The sequence below is a fragment of the Pseudomonas sp. NPDC079086 genome, from assembly GCF_044542155.1.
In the GTDB taxonomy this organism is placed as follows: Bacteria; Pseudomonadota; Gammaproteobacteria; order Pseudomonadales; family Pseudomonadaceae; genus Aquipseudomonas.
In genome coordinates, this window is sequence record NZ_JBITTY010000002.1 from 205,200 (window position 1) to 222,561 (window position 17,362).

Sequence of the window (17,362 nt, forward strand, 5' to 3'; positions counted from 1 at the left end):
TTGGAGCTGCATTCGGCGAATAAATAAAGGCGCATCCTAGGGTGCGCCTTTGTCATAGTGGCCTCGGTTAAATGGAGGCACCTATGCATCAGCTCGAGCAGCAAATCCTTCAGGTCAATGGCATTGGCCTGAGCCTTTACAGCGCCGGCCCCGCGACGGGGCGACCTATCTGGTTACTGCACGGCTTTCCCGAGTGCTGGCATTCCTGGCGTCAGCAGATCGAGCCGCTCACGGCTGCCGGTTATCGCGTACTGATTCCGGAAATGCGCGGCTATGGCCAAAGCAGCGCGCCGCGCGATCCGGCGGCCTATGACGTGATCACCATCTGCGCCGACATCCAGGCCGCCATGGACCTGCTCGACCAGTATGAGGTGTGCGTTGTGGGGCACGACTGGGGCGCGCCGATTGCTTGGCACCTGGCCCTGCTTGAGCCCGACCGGGTTACGGCGGTTGTCGGTATGGCCGTGCCGTTTGGCGGGCGCCCCAAGCAGCCCGCCATTGAGATCATGCGTCATCTGTATGCCGAGCGTTTTCACTACATTCTGCATTTCCAGCAACCTGGCGTGGCTGAGGCGGAAATGGACGCGGACATACCGCGCACCCTACGCATGATGATGCACAACACCTCGGCGGCCGTACCCAGGGATCACTTTCTGCAGGAGAAACCCGCTGGTGCTTGGTTGTTCGATGGCATGCAGGACCCTGGCACGCTGCCGGCCTGGTGCGACAGCGCAGCCTTTGATCATTACCTGAAAACCTTCGACGGTCGTGGCTTCTACGGCGCGCTGAACTGGTACCGCAATTTTGAGCGTAACTGGCAGCGTACCGAAGCCCTGGCTGATCGGCAGATCGAACAACCGGCGTTGTTTCTGCTCGGTGATAGGGACCCTGTCGGCAGCCTTGAGGCTTACACCCTCAAGCAGATGCCTAAGCGCATCGCGCGGCTTGAGCAGCATGTGCTGAAAGATTGCGGCCACTGGATTCAGAACGAGCAGGCTGAGCAGGTTAATCAGTTGCTGCTGGCCTTTCTCGCCCGGCATTTTCCCAGTTAAACCTCAGGCTTCGTTGATACCGCATCGCTAGATCGGCTGATCCCAGCGGCTAAAGGCGTCACTGAGATGTTCGATCCACGCCCGTACGGCCGGTAGCATGCCGCGCCTGTGGGTGTACACCGCCTGCAGGTTGGCAGCGGGTAGTGCCCAATCAGGCAGCAGGCGTATCAATCGGCCATCGGCGAGCTCATCCTGGCACAGGGGAGCGGGCAGCATGGTAAAGCCCAGGCCGGCCATAGCCGCGTGTTTGCGTACGCTGAAGTCCTCGATGGCTAGGCGCGCTTCCAACACAACTTCCTGAACGCGTCCGCGGCCGTGTTGCAAACGCAGGTGAATCCTGCGATCCGCCTCCAGGGCGCCTAGTGCCGGCAGTGCAGTAAGATCGTCTGGCGTGCCGACCTGAGCGTGCTGCAGCAAGTCTGGCGCAGCCACCATAAAGGCTTGTGCCGGACGCAAACGGCGGGTAATCAGCGTTGGATCTTCATCCTCGGCGCTGCGTACACGCAGGGCGACGTCCACACCTTCGTTGAGCAGGTCGATGCGTCGGTTGGTCTGAATAAGCTCCAGTTGCACTTTGGGGTAGGCCGCAATAAAACTCACCACCAACTCCGAGAGCAGGGCGATGCCGCCGGGCGCGCTGACCCGCAGACGGCCGCGCGGCTCGCTGGTCAGGCTGGCCACGGTTTCTTCGGCCTGCTCGGCTTCTTGCAGCATGGCCTGACAATGGCGCAGGTAACGCTCACCGATATCAGTCAGCGCCAGTTTGCGCGTGGTGCGTTGCAGCAGGCGTGCACCAAGGCGATTTTCCAGCTCGGCAATCCGCCGCGACAGGCGGGATTTGGGAATTCCAAGGCTGCGCCCGGCTGCAGCAAAGCCGCCGGCTTCCACCACTTTGGCGAAGTAGAACAGGTCATTGAGGTCATGCATGGCTTTATCGTCCTATCAGTAGGACGAACTATCGCATTTACGCTGACTAATCGGCTATTGCTTTCATCGATAGTATCTCCAGCATCTTGATCGCCACGGGGCGATCTCAATTTGGAGATTGTCATGAAACTACTGCACCTCGATTCCAGCATCCTCGGCGACTCGTCAGCTTCGCGCCAACTCAGCCGCGCCGTGGTCGACGCCTGGCTGGCCGCAGAGCCTGAAGCGCAAGTCAGCTATCGCGATCTGGCCAGTGACGCGCTGAGCCACCTGTCTGCTGCGAGCCTGGTTGCCGGCGGTACCCCAGCTGAATTGCGCGATGCGGCGCAGCAGCATGAAGTTGAACTGGCCGAAGCAACGCTCAATGAGTTTCTCGCCGCCGACGCTATCGTGATTGGCGCACCGATGTATAACTTCACTGTGCCGACTCAGCTCAAGGCTTGGATCGACCGCGTTGCCGTCGCCGGCAAGACGTTTGCCTACGACGAAAATGGCCCTAAGGGCTTGGCCGGCGGCAAGAAGGTGGTAATCGTGTCCACCGCAGGTGGCATTCACGCTGGCCAGCCAAGTGGCCAGGCACATGAGGAATACCTGCAGTTGGTGCTGCGCTTCCTCGGTATCACCGACATCGAGATCGTTCGTGCTGAAGGCCTGGCCTATGGCGATGAGCCGCGCGCCAATGCGTTCAAGTCGGCGCAAGCACAGATCACCGGTTTGTTTGCCGCAGCGTAAAGCTCGCATAAAGCAAAAAGCCCGCTCAATGAGCGGGCTTTTTTATGCCGGTTGGAAGCCGGTTAAACGATCACGCCCTGACTACGCAGGTAGTCGTCGTAGGTGCCGCTGAAGTCGGTGATGCCGTTGGCCGACAGCTCGATGATGCGCGTGGCCAAGGAACCGACGAACTCACGGTCGTGGCTGACGAAAATCAGCGTGCCGGGGTAGTTTTCCAGTGCCAGGTTGAGCGCCTCGATGGACTCCATGTCCAAGTGGTTGGTCGGTTCGTCCATCACCAGCACGTTAGGCTTTTGCAGGATCAGCTTGCCGAACAGCATGCGGCCTTGCTCACCACCGGAGATCACCTTCACCGATTTGAGAATTTCGTCGTTGCTGAACAGCATGCGCCCCAGCGTGCCGCGAATCATCTGCTCGCCGGTGGTCCACTGGCCCATCCAGTCGAACAGGCTAACGTCGTCTTCGAAGTCGTGAGCATGGTCTTGGGCGTAATAGCCCAGCTCGGCGCTGTCGGTCCATTTCACGTTACCGGCATCCGGCGTCAGTTCGCCGACCAGGGTGCGCAGCAGGGTGGTTTTACCGATACCGTTCGGGCCGATAATCGCCACGCGCTCGCCGGCTTCAACCTGGAAGCTGAAGTTCTTGAACAGAGCCTTGCCGTCGAAACCCTTGGCTACCTTGTCGATCATCACGGCCTGACGGTGCAGCTTCTTGTTCTGTTCGAAACGAATGAACGGGCTGACACGGCTGGATGGCTTGACCTCGGCCAGCTGGATCTTGTCGATCTGCTTGGCGCGCGACGAGGCCTGTTTGGATTTCGAGGCGTTGGCCGAGAAGCGGCTAACAAAGCTTTGCAGCTCAGAGATTTGCGCTTTCTTCTTGGCGTTGTCCGAGAGCAGTTGCTCGCGTGACTGAGTAGCCGCCGTCATGTACTCGTCGTAGTTGCCGGGGAACAGGCGCAACTCGCCGTAATCCAGGTCAGCCATGTGGGTGCACACGCTGTTGAGGAAGTGACGGTCGTGAGAAATGATGATCATGGTGCTGTTACGCGTGGTCAGAATCGTTTCCAGCCAGCGGATGGTGTTGATATCCAGGTGGTTGGTTGGTTCATCGAGCAGCAGCACGTCCGGATCGGAGAACAGCGCCTGAGCCAGCAGCACGCGCAGTTTCCAGCCTGGAGCCACTTCACTCATCGGGCCGAAGTGCTGTTCCAGCGGAATACCCAGGCCGAGCAGCAGCTCGCCAGCGCGGGACTCAGCGGTGTAGCCGTCCATCTCGGCGAATTCACCTTCAAGCTCGCCGACCTTCATGCCGTCTTCTTCGCTCATTTCGACCAGCGAATAGATGCGATCGCGCTCGGCTTTAACCTTCCACAGCTCTTCGTGACCCATGATCACGGTGTCGATCACGGTGAATTCTTCGTAGGCGAACTGATCCTGGCGCAGCTTACCCAGGCGCACATTAGGCTCCAGCATCACCTGTCCACCGGACGGCTCTAGATCATCACCAAGAATTTTCATAAAGGTCGACTTGCCGCAGCCGTTAGCCCCGATCAGACCGTAACGGTTGCCGCCGCCAAACTTGACGGAAACGTTCTCGAACAGCGGCTTGGCGCCGAATTGCATGGTGATATTAGCGGTGGAGATCACGAATCTTGGTCCAGTTGAGCGGGCGCACGGGCGCGAAAGGGGCGCGATTGTAGCGGTTTACGTAGGTAAAGGGCAGGGTATGGGACAGGCGGGGTTTCTATTCAAGGGGGCTAGCCGTTCTTCAGAACCCTTTTTGCGCCTGGGCCTGGCTGCCGTGGGAGGGCGGAATTGGACAGGTGGGAAGCCAATTCCGCTTCTCTGTACATTATTTGGGTGTTGCCAAGCGACTCAGCAACGGCATCAACACCAGTGCAAGACCGGCCACGGCCGCAGCTACGTAGCCAACGCTGGCGATGCCTGCGGTTTGGATCGTCAAACCGCCAACAATTGCTCCTATACCTATTCCGGCGTTGGCCGCAGAAACGTTGGTCGTCCCAGCCAGGGCCTGGGAGTGGCTCACTGAGTTCATCACTCGCACCTGGCAGATCGGATACAGCGCTGTGTTGGCAATGCCCCAGAGCGCGAGCGCGATGCAGAAAAGTAGACCTGAACTCGCCAGGGGCGTGACGGCGGCCATGCCCGCCGCCAGCAGCAACACAAACAGGGCTGTGGCCATGAGCGGCGAGTGATCCACTGCTTTGCCGCCAACCCAGTTACCAATCAGGCCTATGGCGCCGAAGCCCATCATCCACCAGCCGACATGTGTAGGGGCCACGCCGGCCACGCGCTCCAGTATGTCCGCCAGGTAGGTGTAGGCAGCAAACATGGCGCTGAAGATGATGATCGACAGTACGACGTTGGCCAGAAAAAGTGGTTCTTTGAAGATGCGCGCTTGCTTGAGGAAGTCGACCCGCGCGGTGCGCGCAACTTTTGGCATATAGATCGCTATGGCAAAGGCCATAAGCAGTGACAAGCCCGCCAGCAGCCAGAAGGCTCCCCGCCAGCCGATGCCGTTGGCCGCCAGTGTGCCTAGGGGAATGCCCAGCAGCAGCGCAGCGGTGATACCCAGATATACCCGGGCAATGGCTTGGCCTGACTTTGCCGGGCCGGCCAGTTGCGCTGCCGTTTCACTGGCAGTGCCCCAGAAGACCGGCAGCATCAGCGCCGGGATAAAACGCGCAAGCGCCAGTACCCAGATGTTCGATGACAGCGCCGCTAGGCTGTTGGCAAACGTGAAGACCAACAGTATCGCGATAAACAGTTTCTTCCGGTTCAAGTGGGTGAGGGCGGCGGTAAGCGGTGGACCAGAGAGCATGACGGTGAAGGCGAACAGCGTGACCAATTGACCGGCTGCGGCAATTGAAATGCCAAGGTCGCGGGCCAAGGCTGGCAGCAAACCGATAATCAGGAACTCTGTGGTTACGATCAGAAAGGCCGAAATGGCCAGGATGGTAATGCTTCGCGTAGAGCCAGCAGCAGATAAAGCCTGTGGCTGGTGGGATTCGATAGCACTCATGACGTCGCTCTTTGTTCAATGAGGGCGTCATGATATTGATTCTTTAGGCGTCTATTCCTGGCGTTTTTTCTGGCTATTGATGATTCAGATTCACTTATTTGCGTGCGCGGGCAAGGCGTGGCCTGCAGGAGACAGGCAGGCTGCGAGTGCTTCCAGCAAGGCGCTGACCTTGGGCAGTGCTTCGCGCTTTTTCAGCCAGACCAGGTTCATCGGCAGGCCCTCGGTGGCCAGTTGCGGCAGCACCTCGACCAGTGCGCCGCTATCTAGGTGCTCCTGCACCAGCCAGGTGGGCAATTGCGCAATGCCGTAGCCAGCCAGAACGGCCAGCACCTCACCTTCGCCATCACCGACAGCGATTCGCGCCGGCATGATTCGGCGCTTCTTATCGCTCGGCTGATGACCGTCCCGGTACCAGGGGCTAACCTGGCCATTGCTATGGCCGTAGAGCACGCAGTCGTGTTGCTCAAGCTCAGCTTCGCTTGCCGGCGTACCACGCCTGGACAAGTACTCAGGAGCGGCGCAGTAAATCAGGCGCTCGGCGCCCAGGTAGCGGTGCCCCAGGGTGGCTGGCCAAACATCCGAACCGCCGATCCGCACCAGCATATCGATGCCCTGATCGGCTGGGTCGACAAATCTATCGGTAAAGGAAATATGCGGCATCAGCAGCGGATGCTGCTTTACGAACTGCAGAATTACCGGCAGCACGTGCATACGGCCGTAGGAGGCTGGCAGATCAATACGGATACGCCCGCGCGGTTCGAAGAACTCGGTATGCAATGCCAGCTCTGACTCTTCCAGGTCGGCGAGCACACGCGTGCAGGTTCGGTAGAACGCTGTGCCCGCATCCGTCAACGCCAGCCGGCGCGTGGTGCGCTCAAAAAGGCGAATGCCCAGGCGGCTTTCCAGCCGCGCAATGCCTTTGCTCACCGCAGAGCTGGTCAGACTCAGGCGCTCGGCCGCTGCAGTAAAACTGCCGAGTTCTGCGACGCAGACGAATACATCAATGCCTTTCAAACGCTCAGAGGAGAACACGCGGCGGCCTTGTATAGCTGTGGGTACGCTGAGCAGGTTAACCCAGCTGATCACTCAAGGCTGCTGATGCAATTTCAAGGCGGTTTATTGCAACCGCCTTCTGCCTATTAATAGTGCAGCTTGCTGCTCCAGTCCGGGTAGTGCGCAGGGCGCTTTAGGTGCACGCGGAACTGTTCGGCGTTGGCGAGTGAGCTGCTCCACAGGTACAGGTGCTCTTTCCAGCTGCCGGAAGCCCAGTTCTGCAGGTAGTAGTCACTGCCGCGCACAGTGTCACGGTCGCGCAGGCGGATGTTGTCACCATCCTTGAGGCAGCCGCTGTTGTTGGGCAGTTCGATACGTAGCTGGTTGGATGAGTCGCCTGCCTTCATGTAATAGGCGTAGTTACCGCCGCCACCGCCCAGCCACCAGTTGAGCCAATAGCCGGGGTGGCGGCGAGATTCGACTTCAATGTAGTCGCCATCGCGGATGCAGAAACTTTCCGGGTGGTACCAGTTGCGCAGGCTGAACAGGCTTTCTGGCTCAAGCCCGCTGCCGTTGATCTTCACCCAGTCGTTGGCCTTGCTGCTGCCGGCGCGCAGGGTTTTGCCGGTGCTGGTGCTTTGCAAGACCACCTCTCCGTAGAGGTTTTGCTGCGGTTTGCTGGCGCGGGTTGGCGTCGTGCTGTCGGCGCGGGTAAAGCCGGCTACCGGTGAGTGATCGGAGTAGTCCTGAAATTGCCAGGTCGCACCCGCCAGGTTGACCGTCCAGCGCGGCGCCGGGGTATCCAGGGCCTGGTTGTGCCAGAACGGCAGTTGCCGGTGGTTGCGCGAAACGAAGATGTAATCCAGATATTCCGGAGCATGGTTGGGGTATTGGTAGTTGGCGATACCGTTGCGCTGGGTATCAAAGGTGGTGTCGCTGCCGGCAAAGCTGTCCGGTGCGTTGACCTGCAGACGGGCGAGCATGTCGTGGTACTCGCTGCTGCCCTTGATTACGTTGAAGTCGCCGCCAATAAACACCAGCTGATCGAGGGCAATACCGCGCGCGCTGATGAAGCTCTGCAGTTCATCGAACTGGCTGGCCCGTACCGCCGTGCCTTTGCCATCCGGGCAGCCGGTATCCGCCGCCTGCGCATGGGTGCCGATGATATGCACGGCCTGGCCATTGCGATTGAGTTTGACGTAGACGAAGCCCTTGTTCGACAGATAGTCCGCGCCACAGCCCTGGCTGTAGACGTACTGCACGCGTTGCTCGATTGGCCAGCGGCTGACGATGGCTACACCACCGTCTTCCGGCGTGGTATCCGAATAGGCGCCCAGAGTGGCATCCCAGCCCGTGCGGCTACGGCCGAGCACGGGCGTTTGAAACGGGTATTGGCTTTTTAGTCCATCGAGAAGGATGTTCGACGCCGGATTATCGAACAGCTCGTTGAGAATCACCGCATCCTGGCCTTGGATATACGCCGCCTCGGCGATCAATGCTGCGCGCTGTTGCTGACCCCAACCCGGTTTTATCGTGCTGGGCAGCAGAAACACGTTATGCGCCAGCAGTTTGAACTGTTCATCCGGGTTTGCCTGGGCAAAGATCGGGGCGGAGAGGGCAAGCGTACTGAAACACAGCAGTGGCAGCAGGCAGCGATGCATGGGGTGGCCTCCGGATAGGGGAATGGCCAGTCTTCCAGTCACCGTTGACGACGAGAATGATCGAAAGGTGGGTGGGCTAGACCAGCGCCAGCGCAGTCTGCGTTGTGCGGGTTACATCGGCATGACGAGGTTGTTACGAATCTGCTGCTGGAGGGTCGAGTAACAGGGCCAGTCTCAGGCGTTTGGGTAGTTTGCCGACCACCAACTGATGGGAGCGTGTCAGCAGCGCTTGCAGTTCCTTATCACTAAGCGGGTAGGGCGCGGCCATGCTGATCCAGCGTGCGCGGGCCAGATAAGGCGCAGGGCGGATGCCCGGGCGGTCGCAATAGCCGAGAAACAGGTCGGCATCGACCTTAAAGGCCAAACCGTCATGGCTACCTAGGTGAAACAGGGCGAACATCTTGCTCTCGGCCACCGAAAACACCCGCACACCGCCCCATTTGATGTCCTCACGGGCACCCGGCAGGCTCAGGCAGAACGCGGCAATTTGCTGGGTGGTCATGGTCATGCCAAATGTCACTCGCGGTAGAAAACCTGCACCAGATGGTAGCCAAATTGGCTTTTAATCGGGCCGTGAATTTCACGCACTGGCTTTTTGAAGATCACCTGATCGATGGCACGTACCATCTGCCCCGGGCGCACCTCACCGAGGTCACCACCTTTTTTGCCGGATGGGCAGGTTGAATACTTGCGCGCCAACACGTCGAATGCCTCGCCAGCGGCGATACGCTTCTTCAGTGCGGCGGCTTCAGCTTCGGTTTTAACCAGAATGTGGCGGGCCATTGCCTTTGCCATGACGCAGTCCTCGTTTTTGTGAAGGGCTATTGTGCCAGTATTTTCAATCGCTTAGCGCCGTCTGCGAGGGGGTGATGAATTTCCCGGGAAGGCTGGCCGATCTTGGCCTAACGTAATACATCCAACTTGTGGGATCGCGCCTTATGGACCTCAACGCCATGCTGAAAATCCTGTCCAGCCAGGACGGGTCTGACCTTTACCTTTCTACCGGTGCGCCGCCCTGCGCCAAATTCAATGGTGTGCTCAAGGCGTTGAGCGCCGAGCCTTTGAAAGCGGGCGAGGTCGCCGATATTGCTGATTCGGTAATGGATGTGGCGCAACGCGAGGAGTTCGAGCGTGAGCTGGAAATGAATCTGGCCATTTCCATTGCTGGCGTCGGGCGCTTTCGTATCAATATTTTTAAACAGCGCAATGAAGTGTCGATTGTCGCGCGCAATATCAAGATGGACATTCCCAAGTTTGAAGACCTTAAGCTGCCGGAAGTACTGCTCAAAACGGTGATGGAGAAGCGCGGCCTGGTGCTGTTTGTCGGTGGCACCGGCTCAGGCAAGTCGACCTCCCTGGCGGCGTTGATCGACTACCGCAACCGCAACAGCGGCGGCCATATCATCACCATCGAAGACCCAGTGGAGTACGTACACAAGCATAAGAAGTCGATCATCAATCAGCGCGAAGTAGGGGTCGATACCCGCAGCTTCCATGCCGCGCTGAAGAACACCCTGCGTCAGGCCCCAGACGTGATTCTGATCGGCGAGATCCGTGACCGCGAAACCATGGAGCATGCCTTGGCCTTTGCCGACACTGGCCACCTGGCGATATCCACACTGCACGCGAACAACGCCAACCAGGCGCTGGATCGAATCATCAATTTCTTCCCGGAAGACCGCCGCCCGCAGTTGCTCAATGATTTGGGTAACAACCTCAAGGCGTTTGTCTCCCAAAGGCTGGTAAAAACCATCGACGGCAAGCGCCGGGCCGCGGTGGAAGTGCTGCTGGGCACGCCGACTATTCGTGACCTGATCAAGCGCAACGAGTTTTCCGAGATCAAGGAGATCATGGAGAAGTCGAAGAACCTCGGTATGCAGACCTTCGATCAGGCGCTGATCGACCTGGTTAACGATGGCTCGATTGATGAAGAAGAAGCGGTGAAAAACGCCGATTCAGCGAACAACGTGCGGCTAAAACTCAAGCTCTATCGCGATAATCCAGCTACGCCGGTGCAGGCCGCCGCAGCGCCAACACCCGCGCCTGTTGCTGCCGCGCCACACCCGGCGGCGCCAGCTGCTTCGGCAGGCGAGTGGGGACTGGAGCTCAAGCTGGAGGATATCGAAGAAGAGCAACTGCCAGAGGACCCAGGGCGCAAAGGCATTTGAGTGATTGGGTGCGGCAGGGTTGTTAGCGTTCGGGCTGGTAGGTTTCCAGCATTCGCTGGATGGTACCTTCAGCGCGCAATGCTTCGACTGCGCGACGCAGATTTTCCTGCAATTCTGCGTCGCAGTGCTTTGAGCACGCCAGGTACATGTCGGTACTTTCCATAATCGGACTCATCTGCAAGCTGTTGTCGCTTTTGGGCCACTGATACAACCCTTCTGGAACCCCGGTAAACCAGGCATCGACGCGGCCCAACTCGAGCATCCGCGCAGGATTGTCGCCGAGTTTGAGGCTGACGATTTGTTTGTCACTAAATCCCTGGCTCTTGAGTATTTCCATCTGTGCAGTGCCCGTACCGACAGCAATACGCTGGTAGCGTTGGCGCGCTTCGGCAAAGTCAGCCACCGGCGCGTCGAGGCTGAAGAATGCACGCTCAAGCGGCGCAATCGGTGCAATCCAGGTGTACTGGGCTTCGCGTTCGGGCGTACGTGAGAGGGGAATGATCAGTTGGTTATGGCCGCGGCTGACCCGTTGCTGGGCTCGCAGCCAGGGAGTTACATAGATGTGGCTGAGATACCCAGCCCTGGCGATTGCGGCCAAGGCCACATCCCCAACCATGCCATAGCCGCCTTTGAAGCTAACAAATGTCAGCGGCGGTGCATCCGGCATGTGTAGCTCTAGGGGTTCCTGTGCGTGAACACTCAGGCTGAGCGGTGCCAGCAACGCAATGAGACAGATCCAGTGCAGAACCACGGCAGCACTCCGACAACGACTGGCCTGAAGTATAGGCACTGCATACCGGACAAGACTGGACTTTTTGGCACATCAGTTCCGCAAAGCATTCAGGTCGCGATACAGCTCCAGCGCCTGTGGATTGGCTAGCGCATCGGTGTTTTTCACGGGTTTTCCGTGCACCACGTTGCGCACAGCCAGCTCGACGATTTTGCCGCTGATGGTGCGCGGGATATCGCTTACGGCAATGATCTTGGCGGGCACATGGCGCGGGGTGGTGTTGGCGCGGATCACCTGGCGAATCTGTGCTTGCAGCGCCTCGCTCAGCTCTACACCGTCACGTAGGCGCACAAACAGCACCACACGAACGTCATCATCCCATTCCTGGCCGATGGCGATGGACTCCAGTACGTCTTCAACCTTTTCTACCTGGCGATATATCTCGGCCGTGCCGATGCGTACGCCGCCGGGGTTGAGTACCGCGTCACTGCGGCCGTGAATCACCACACCGCCGTGCTCGGTGATTTCGGCGTAATCGCCATGGGCCCAGATGCCGGGGAAGGTCTCGAAGTAGGCCGCCTGGAACTTGCTGCCATCAGCATCCTTCCAGAAACCCACTGGCATCGACGGGAAATGCTGCGCGCAGACCAGTTCGCCTTTCTCGCCGCTTACCGGTTGGCCGGCTTCGTTCCACACCTGCACATCCATCCCTAAGCCATTGCACTGCAGCTCACCACGCCACACCGGCAGCACTGGGTTGCCGAGGGCGAAGCAGGAGACGATGTCGGTGCCACCGGAGATCGACGACAGACACACATCGGCTTTGATCTCGCGGTAGACGTACTCGAAGCTTTCATGGGACAGCGGTGATCCGGTAGACAGAATCGCCTTGAGGCGCTGCAGCGCGTGTGTGCTGCCGGGTTTGGCACCGGCTTTTTCCAGCGCGGCGAGAAACTTGGCGCTGGTGCCGAAGATGCTGATGTTCTCCGCGTCGATCAGGTCGATCAAACGTTCGGCTCCCGGATGGAAAGGTGAGCCATCAAACAGCACCAGCGTCGCGCCCAGGGCTAGGCCCGAAACCAGCCAGTTCCACATCATCCAGCCACAAGTGGTGTAGTAAAACAGCGTGTCGTCGGCGGTCAGGTCGGTGTGCAGGCCGAGTTCTTTGACGTGCTGCAGCAGTGTGCCGCCCGTGCCGTGAACAATGCACTTGGGTACGCCGGTGGTGCCGCTGGAATAGAGGATGTACAGCGGGTGATCGAAGGCCACCTTGGTGAATTCAGGTTCGCCGCCAGCCTCATAGAAGTCCTGCCACAACGACACTTTAGCCTCCGAGTGGAAGTCGGCGGCTTTGGCCTGAGCATTGGAGTAGGGCACCACAATCAGCTGCTCAAGCGAGGGAAGGCGCTCGAGGATTTCATTGAGCTTGGCAGTCAGGTCAAGGTTCTTACCAGCATAGCGATAGCCGGCGGCGGCGATCAGCACCTTGGGTTCGATCTGGCCGAAGCGGTCGATCACGCCCTGGATGCCGAAATCCGGTGAGCAGCTTGACCAGGTGGCACCGAGACTGCTTGTGGCGAGCATTCCGACCAGGGTTTGCCACGTATTGGGCATAAAAGCGGCGACGCGGTCGCCGATACCAACACCTGCATCACGCAGGCTGCGTTGCAGGCCGGCGACATGGGCGGCCAGCTCAAAATAGCTCAGTTGCTCACGCGAGCCGTCTTCGCCAATGGCGATCAGTGCCGGGTGGTTGTCGCGGCGGCGTAGCAGGTGCTCGGCAAAGTTCAACGTAGCTTCGGGGAACCAGTGGGCGCTGGGCATGGTGCTGCCTTCCTGCAGTACGGCTTCGGGTTGAGCGCTAAAGCGGATATCGAAGAACTCGACAATCGTCTGCCAGAAGGCTTCACGCTGCGCCACGCTCCAGGCGTGCAGGGCGGGGTAGTCGGCCAGTTGCAGGCTATGGCGCTGATTGACGAAGCGGCGGAAGCTGTCCATCCGAGTGGCGGCGATACGTTCGGCAGAAGGCGTCCACAGGGGCTGTTGCATCGTGCTTCCTCATCATTCTTGTTATGCCGGCGCGATTAGCCGGCTTATTGTTGCAAGCCTACTGGCTGGCGCAGGGCTTGCGCCGAGTTGTTTAGCGCACGCGCTAATCGGTAGCCGCCGCTGCTGTAGTCGCTTTGCACCGCAGCCTGGCAGCGGTGAGTGAGCCTGAGTGCGGCGCTTTACAGTGCGTAAATAAAAGCTTACGCACTGGCCAGCTTGGCCCGTGCCACGCGTGAGCCGTTGGGCTTGTCCAGCACCGCGCAAATGCGCTGGCCGGCGGCGATCAGCTTGCCCATATCGATGCCGGTTTCAATGCCTAACCCCTCAAGCAGGTACAGCACATCTTCGCTGGCGACATTACCGGTGGCGCCTTTGGCGTAAGGGCAGCCGCCGAGGCCTGCGACCGAGCTGTCGAACACGCTGATGCCTTCCAGCAGACTTGCGTAGATATTCGCCAAGGCCTGGCCGTAGGTGTCATGGAAGTGTCCGGCCAGCTTTTCACGGGGAATGTCGCGGCCCACCACGTCGATCAATCGGCGTGTGTCACCTGCAGTACCTGCACCTATGGTGTCGCCTAGCGACACCTCATAGCAGCCCATGGCGTACAACTCACGAGCGACCATGGAGACCTGCTCGGGCGGCACAGCGCCGTCATAAGGGCAGCCCAGCACGCAGGAGACATAACCGCGCACGCGAATGCCATGTTGGCGAGCCGCGTCCATCACCGGGACAAAGCGTTCCAGGCTTTCGCTGATCGAACAGTTGATGTTCTTTTGCGAGAAGGCCTCCGACGCCGCAGCAAATACCGCCACTTCACGCACGCCTGCTTCCAGCGCACCTTCAAAGCCTTTCAAATTAGGCGCCAACGCCGCGTAGGTAATACCCGGCAACTGCTGGATCTGCGCAAACACCTCGGCGCTGCCAGCCATTTGCGGTACCCACTTGGGCGAGACAAAGCTGCCTACCTCGATATAGCCGAGGCCTGCGGCAGACAGCTCATCGACCAGGCGCACCTTATCGGCCACGCTAATCGGCTGTTTCTCATTCTGTAAACCGTCGCGCGGGCCGACTTCAACCAGGCGGACTTGTTTGGGTAGGTTCATCGTTGCCTCGTTGTTCGTCTCGATGAGTATCGCGTTGCTCAACCCATCCTACGTTGCTGTGCTCGCCTGTAGGAGCAGCCAAGGCCGCGATAAACCCTGATCGCGGCCTTGGCCGCTCCTACAAAACATCGTCATGCGCTGGCTTCATCGAGTTCCACCAGTATGGCGCCTTCGCTGACCATCTCGCCCTCGCTGCAATACAGCGCCTTGACGGTGCCGGCATGCGGAGCGCGGATGCTGTGTTCCATCTTCATCGCTTCCAGCACCACCAGCGCAGTGCCGGCTTCGACCTGCTGGCCGGCCTCGACCAGCACGCGCACGATACTGCCGTTCATCGGTGCCGTCAGGCCGCCGTGATGCTCATGGCCGGCTTCAACTTCGGCAATCGGGTCGACGCGCTGAATGCTGCGCAGCTCGCCGGCGTAGTGCAGATACAGGCTGTCGCCGCGGCGAATCGCTAGATGCTGCTGACGCAGGCCGTCGCGCTCAACCTGCAGGACCTCGCCTTGTAACTGTACGGTGGAAGCCGAAGCATGGCGCAGGCGAATTACCTGGCGTTCGCCCTGGCAACTCAGGTGCAGGTCTGTTTCTGCCGGTAATCCCAGACGCAGACCGTTATTGCAGGCCCAGGGCGAGTGGCAGTCGTCGGGCCGCTGCAGCGGCGCTTCGCTTTGCACAAAGGCTTCGGCGGCCAATTGCCAGAACTCGGCCGGCAACTCAGTTACTGGAGGCAGAAGCTGCGCTTCGTGACGTGGAATAAAGCCGGTATCCAGCTCGGCATTGGCAAAGGCCGGGTGGGCTAGAACGCGGGTGAGAAAGGCCAGATTGGTTTTGACCCCGCCCACGCAGGTTTCCTTAAGCATGGCCAGCAGGCGCAGACGCGCCTCTTCGCGGTTTTCGCCCCAGGCGATCAGCTTGCCGAGCATGGGGTCATAGAAGGGCGAGACTTCATCGCCTTCGCTGACGCCACTGTCGACCCTGCGGCCTTGGCCAGCATTGGCTTCGCGGTACAGCGCCAGGGTGCCGGTTGCCGGTAGGAAGTCGTTATCCGGGTCTTCCGCATACAGCCTTACTTCGATGGCGTGGCCAATCAATGGCACCTGATCTTGGGTGATTGGCAGCGCTTCGCCACGAGCCACGCGGATTTGCCAGGCCACCAGGTCCAGGCCGGTGATCAGCTCGGTCACCGGGTGTTCCACTTGCAGACGGGTGTTCATCTCCATAAAGAAGAAGTCGCCGCGCTCATCCAGCAGAAACTCTACGGTACCTGCGCCAACATAGCCGATGGCCTGGGCGGCCTTGACCGCCGCTTCGCCCATGGCGCGGCGCAATTCGGCTGACAAACCAGGGGCAGGGGCTTCTTCAACCACTTTTTGATGACGGCGCTGGATCGAGCAGTCGCGCTCATTCAGGTACAGGCAGCTGCCATGCTGGTCGGCAAAAACCTGAATTTCCACATGCCGCGGTTTGAGTACGTATTTTTCCACCAGCATGCGCGAGTCGCCGAACGACGATTGCGCTTCGCGCTTCGCGCTGGCCAGGGCTTCGGCCAGTTCGCTCTCAACCTCGACCACCTTCATACCTTTGCCACCGCCACCGGCAGCAGCCTTGAGCAGCACCGGGTAGCCGATTGCGTTCGAGGCAGTGCGGAAGGTCTCCACATCCTGTGCTTCGCCGTGATAACCCGGCACTAACGGCACGCCAGCGGCTTCCATCAGCGCCTTGGCGGCGGACTTGCTGCCCATGGCGTCGATAGCGGAGGCGGGTGGCCCGAGAAACAGTAAGCCAGCGGCTTCGATGGCGCGGGCAAAGCCGGCGTTCTCTGAGAGAAACCCGTAACCGGGGTGAATTGCCTGGGCACCGCTGACCTTGGCAGCAGCAATCAGTGCGTCAATACGCAGGTAACTGTCCGCCGGTTTGGCTCCGCCGAGGTTTACCGCCAGATCGGCTTCGCGCACATGGCGCGCTTTGGCGTCGATGGCGCTGTGCACCGCAACCGTCTGGATACCCATGGCCTTCGCTGTGCGCATCACCCGGCAGGCGATCTCGCCACGGTTGGCCACCAGCAAGGTGTCGATAGGCTTAAGGCTCATGCTTGTGGCTCCTGCCAGGCGGGCTTACGTTTATTCAGAAAGGCGCGCAAACCTTCCTGACCTTCGGGGCTGACGCGAATGCGGGCGATGGCGTTCTCGGTATAGCGGCGCAGCGCTGGAGTCAGCACGCCGCTGCCGACTTCGCGCAGCAGGTCTTTGCTGGCCTGCATGGCTTGCGGGCTATTGAGCAGCAGGGTGTCGACCCAGGTGTTTACCGCGTCATCGAGTTGCTCTGCCGGGTAGCATTCGGCGAACAGCCCCAGCTCCTGGGCGCGTTCGCCGCTGAAACGCTCGGCCGTCAGGGCATAGCGGCGCGCCGCGCGTTCGCCAATCGCTTGCACGACAAAGGGGCTGATCACCGCCGGTGCCAGGCCGATGCGCACTTCGGACAGGCACAGCTGGGCGTCAACGGTGCCGATGGCCATATCGCAGCAGCTGATTAAACCCAGCGCACCACCGAAAGCGGCGCCTTGCACCACGGCCAGGGTGGGAATTTTCAGCTGATATAGGTTGTGCATCAGCTCGGCCAACTCGCGTGAGTCGGCAAGGTTGGCGTTGTAGTCCAGGGTTGCCGCGTGCTGCATCCAGGCCAGGTCCGCGCCGGCGGAGAAGTGCTTGCCGCGGCCGCGCAGTAGCAGGAAACGCAGGGTTTTGTCGGCCATCACCGCGTCGAGGGCGAGAATCAGCTCGCGGATCATTTCGGCGTTAAAGGCGTTGTTCTTGTCCGCGCGGTTAAGCCAGAGGGTGGCAAAGCCGCGTGGGTCTGTTTGCAGCTCGATGGTGTTGAAGTTGGTCATGGTGTTCGACTC

General features: G+C 59.8%; 15 protein-coding genes. 3 read left to right on the plus strand and 12 right to left on the minus strand.

The window, feature by feature from the left end:
- Nucleotides 1-83: 83 nt before the first annotated feature.
- Nucleotides 84-1,052: an alpha/beta fold hydrolase gene (locus tag ACIGEK_RS10445; protein ID WP_397493268.1), complete on the plus strand. Its 969-nt coding sequence runs from the start codon at nucleotides 84-86 to the stop codon at nucleotides 1,050-1,052.
- A gap of 27 nt (nucleotides 1,053-1,079) precedes the next feature.
- Here ACIGEK_RS10445 and ACIGEK_RS10450 read toward each other — a convergent pair whose 3' ends face one another.
- The gene (locus ACIGEK_RS10450; RefSeq protein ID WP_397493269.1) at nucleotides 1,080-1,979 is read right to left on the minus strand and encodes a LysR substrate-binding domain-containing protein; all 900 of its coding nucleotides are present in this window, start codon (nucleotides 1,977-1,979) and stop codon (nucleotides 1,080-1,082) included.
- A gap of 123 nt (nucleotides 1,980-2,102) precedes the next feature.
- On the opposite strand from ACIGEK_RS10450, the gene ACIGEK_RS10455 reads away from it, so the two are divergent.
- A complete protein-coding gene (locus ACIGEK_RS10455) occupies nucleotides 2,103-2,711 on the plus strand; it encodes an FMN-dependent NADH-azoreductase (protein WP_397493270.1) in 609 nt (202 codons plus the stop codon).
- A 62-nt stretch (nucleotides 2,712-2,773) separates the two neighbouring features.
- Here ACIGEK_RS10455 and ACIGEK_RS10460 read toward each other — a convergent pair whose 3' ends face one another.
- From ACIGEK_RS10460 to ACIGEK_RS10485, 6 genes are all read right to left on the minus strand, one after another.
- Nucleotides 2,774-4,360, minus strand: a complete 1,587-nt coding sequence (locus ACIGEK_RS10460) for an ABC-F family ATPase (protein ID WP_397493271.1) — start codon at nucleotides 4,358-4,360, stop codon at nucleotides 2,774-2,776.
- Between the two features lie 205 nt (nucleotides 4,361-4,565).
- Complete coding sequence (locus tag ACIGEK_RS10465) at nucleotides 4,566-5,756, minus strand: MFS transporter (protein WP_397493272.1); 1,191 nt, start codon at nucleotides 5,754-5,756, stop codon at nucleotides 4,566-4,568.
- A 90-nt stretch (nucleotides 5,757-5,846) separates the two neighbouring features.
- Nucleotides 5,847-6,788 (minus strand): LysR family transcriptional regulator, encoded by a 942-nt coding sequence (locus ACIGEK_RS10470; protein WP_397493992.1) that lies wholly within the window; start codon nucleotides 6,786-6,788, stop codon nucleotides 5,847-5,849.
- Between the two features lie 107 nt (nucleotides 6,789-6,895).
- Nucleotides 6,896-8,410, minus strand: a complete 1,515-nt coding sequence (gene sph / locus ACIGEK_RS10475) for a sphingomyelin phosphodiesterase (protein WP_397493273.1) — start codon at nucleotides 8,408-8,410, stop codon at nucleotides 6,896-6,898.
- A gap of 133 nt (nucleotides 8,411-8,543) precedes the next feature.
- A complete protein-coding gene (locus ACIGEK_RS10480; RefSeq protein ID WP_397493993.1) occupies nucleotides 8,544-8,912 on the minus strand; it encodes an MmcQ/YjbR family DNA-binding protein in 369 nt (122 codons plus the stop codon).
- 14 nt (nucleotides 8,913-8,926) lie between these two features.
- Nucleotides 8,927-9,205, minus strand: a complete 279-nt coding sequence (locus ACIGEK_RS10485) for a peptidylprolyl isomerase (RefSeq protein ID WP_397493274.1) — start codon at nucleotides 9,203-9,205, stop codon at nucleotides 8,927-8,929.
- A gap of 143 nt (nucleotides 9,206-9,348) precedes the next feature.
- Between ACIGEK_RS10485 and ACIGEK_RS10490 the strand changes: the two genes are divergently transcribed.
- On the plus strand, nucleotides 9,349-10,578 hold the full coding sequence (locus ACIGEK_RS10490) for a PilT/PilU family type 4a pilus ATPase (RefSeq protein WP_397493275.1): 1,230 nt from the start codon (nucleotides 9,349-9,351) through the stop codon (nucleotides 10,576-10,578).
- Nucleotides 10,579-10,600: 22 nt separating this feature from the next.
- Here ACIGEK_RS10490 and ACIGEK_RS10495 read toward each other — a convergent pair whose 3' ends face one another.
- The 5 genes from ACIGEK_RS10495 to ACIGEK_RS10515 all read right to left on the minus strand — a co-directional run bounded on the left by ACIGEK_RS10495 (nucleotide 10,601) and on the right by ACIGEK_RS10515 (nucleotide 17,350).
- Nucleotides 10,601-11,245 carry a substrate-binding periplasmic protein gene (locus ACIGEK_RS10495; protein ID WP_397493276.1) on the minus strand — a complete coding sequence of 215 codons (645 nt, stop codon included), beginning with the start codon at nucleotides 11,243-11,245 and terminating at the stop codon, nucleotides 10,601-10,603.
- Between the two features lie 156 nt (nucleotides 11,246-11,401).
- The gene (locus tag ACIGEK_RS10500) at nucleotides 11,402-13,357 is read right to left on the minus strand and encodes an acetoacetate--CoA ligase (RefSeq protein WP_397493277.1); all 1,956 of its coding nucleotides are present in this window, start codon (nucleotides 13,355-13,357) and stop codon (nucleotides 11,402-11,404) included.
- 200 nt (nucleotides 13,358-13,557) lie between these two features.
- Nucleotides 13,558-14,460: a hydroxymethylglutaryl-CoA lyase gene (locus ACIGEK_RS10505; RefSeq protein WP_397493278.1), complete on the minus strand. Its 903-nt coding sequence runs from the start codon at nucleotides 14,458-14,460 to the stop codon at nucleotides 13,558-13,560.
- Between the two features lie 131 nt (nucleotides 14,461-14,591).
- Complete coding sequence (locus tag ACIGEK_RS10510) at nucleotides 14,592-16,553, minus strand: acetyl/propionyl/methylcrotonyl-CoA carboxylase subunit alpha (protein WP_397493279.1); 1,962 nt, start codon at nucleotides 16,551-16,553, stop codon at nucleotides 14,592-14,594.
- Entirely contained in the window at nucleotides 16,550-17,350 is an 801-nt protein-coding gene (locus tag ACIGEK_RS10515) for a gamma-carboxygeranoyl-CoA hydratase (RefSeq protein ID WP_397493280.1), read from the minus strand. Before ACIGEK_RS10515 ends, ACIGEK_RS10510 begins: the two co-directional genes overlap by 4 nt.
- Nucleotides 17,351-17,362: the final 12 nt, after the last annotated feature.

What these genes read in the sequence shown, in the direction of transcription:
- ACIGEK_RS10445 (WP_397493268.1), top strand. Translation starts at nt 84, where the DNA reads ATGCATCAGCTCGAGCAGCAAATCCTTCAGGTCAATGGCATTGGCCTG.
- ACIGEK_RS10450 (WP_397493269.1), bottom strand. Translation starts at nt 1,979, where the DNA reads ATGCATGACCTCAATGACCTGTTCTACTTCGCCAAAGTGGTGGAAGCC.
- ACIGEK_RS10455 (WP_397493270.1), top strand. Translation starts at nt 2,103, where the DNA reads ATGAAACTACTGCACCTCGATTCCAGCATCCTCGGCGACTCGTCAGCT.
- ACIGEK_RS10465 (WP_397493272.1), bottom strand. Translation starts at nt 5,756, where the DNA reads ATGAGTGCTATCGAATCCCACCAGCCACAGGCTTTATCTGCTGCTGGC.
- sph (WP_397493273.1), bottom strand. Translation starts at nt 8,410, where the DNA reads ATGCATCGCTGCCTGCTGCCACTGCTGTGTTTCAGTACGCTTGCCCTC.
- ACIGEK_RS10480 (WP_397493993.1), bottom strand. Translation starts at nt 8,912, where the DNA reads ATGACCACCCAGCAAATTGCCGCGTTCTGCCTGAGCCTGCCGGGTGCC.
- ACIGEK_RS10485 (WP_397493274.1), bottom strand. Translation starts at nt 9,205, where the DNA reads ATGGCAAAGGCAATGGCCCGCCACATTCTGGTTAAAACCGAAGCTGAA.
- ACIGEK_RS10490 (WP_397493275.1), top strand. Translation starts at nt 9,349, where the DNA reads ATGGACCTCAACGCCATGCTGAAAATCCTGTCCAGCCAGGACGGGTCT.
- ACIGEK_RS10495 (WP_397493276.1), bottom strand. Translation starts at nt 11,245, where the DNA reads ATGCCGGATGCACCGCCGCTGACATTTGTTAGCTTCAAAGGCGGCTAT.
- ACIGEK_RS10500 (WP_397493277.1), bottom strand. Translation starts at nt 13,357, where the DNA reads ATGCAACAGCCCCTGTGGACGCCTTCTGCCGAACGTATCGCCGCCACT.
- ACIGEK_RS10505 (WP_397493278.1), bottom strand. Translation starts at nt 14,460, where the DNA reads ATGAACCTACCCAAACAAGTCCGCCTGGTTGAAGTCGGCCCGCGCGAC.
- ACIGEK_RS10510 (WP_397493279.1), bottom strand. Translation starts at nt 16,553, where the DNA reads ATGAGCCTTAAGCCTATCGACACCTTGCTGGTGGCCAACCGTGGCGAG.
- ACIGEK_RS10515 (WP_397493280.1), bottom strand. Translation starts at nt 17,350, where the DNA reads ATGACCAACTTCAACACCATCGAGCTGCAAACAGACCCACGCGGCTTT.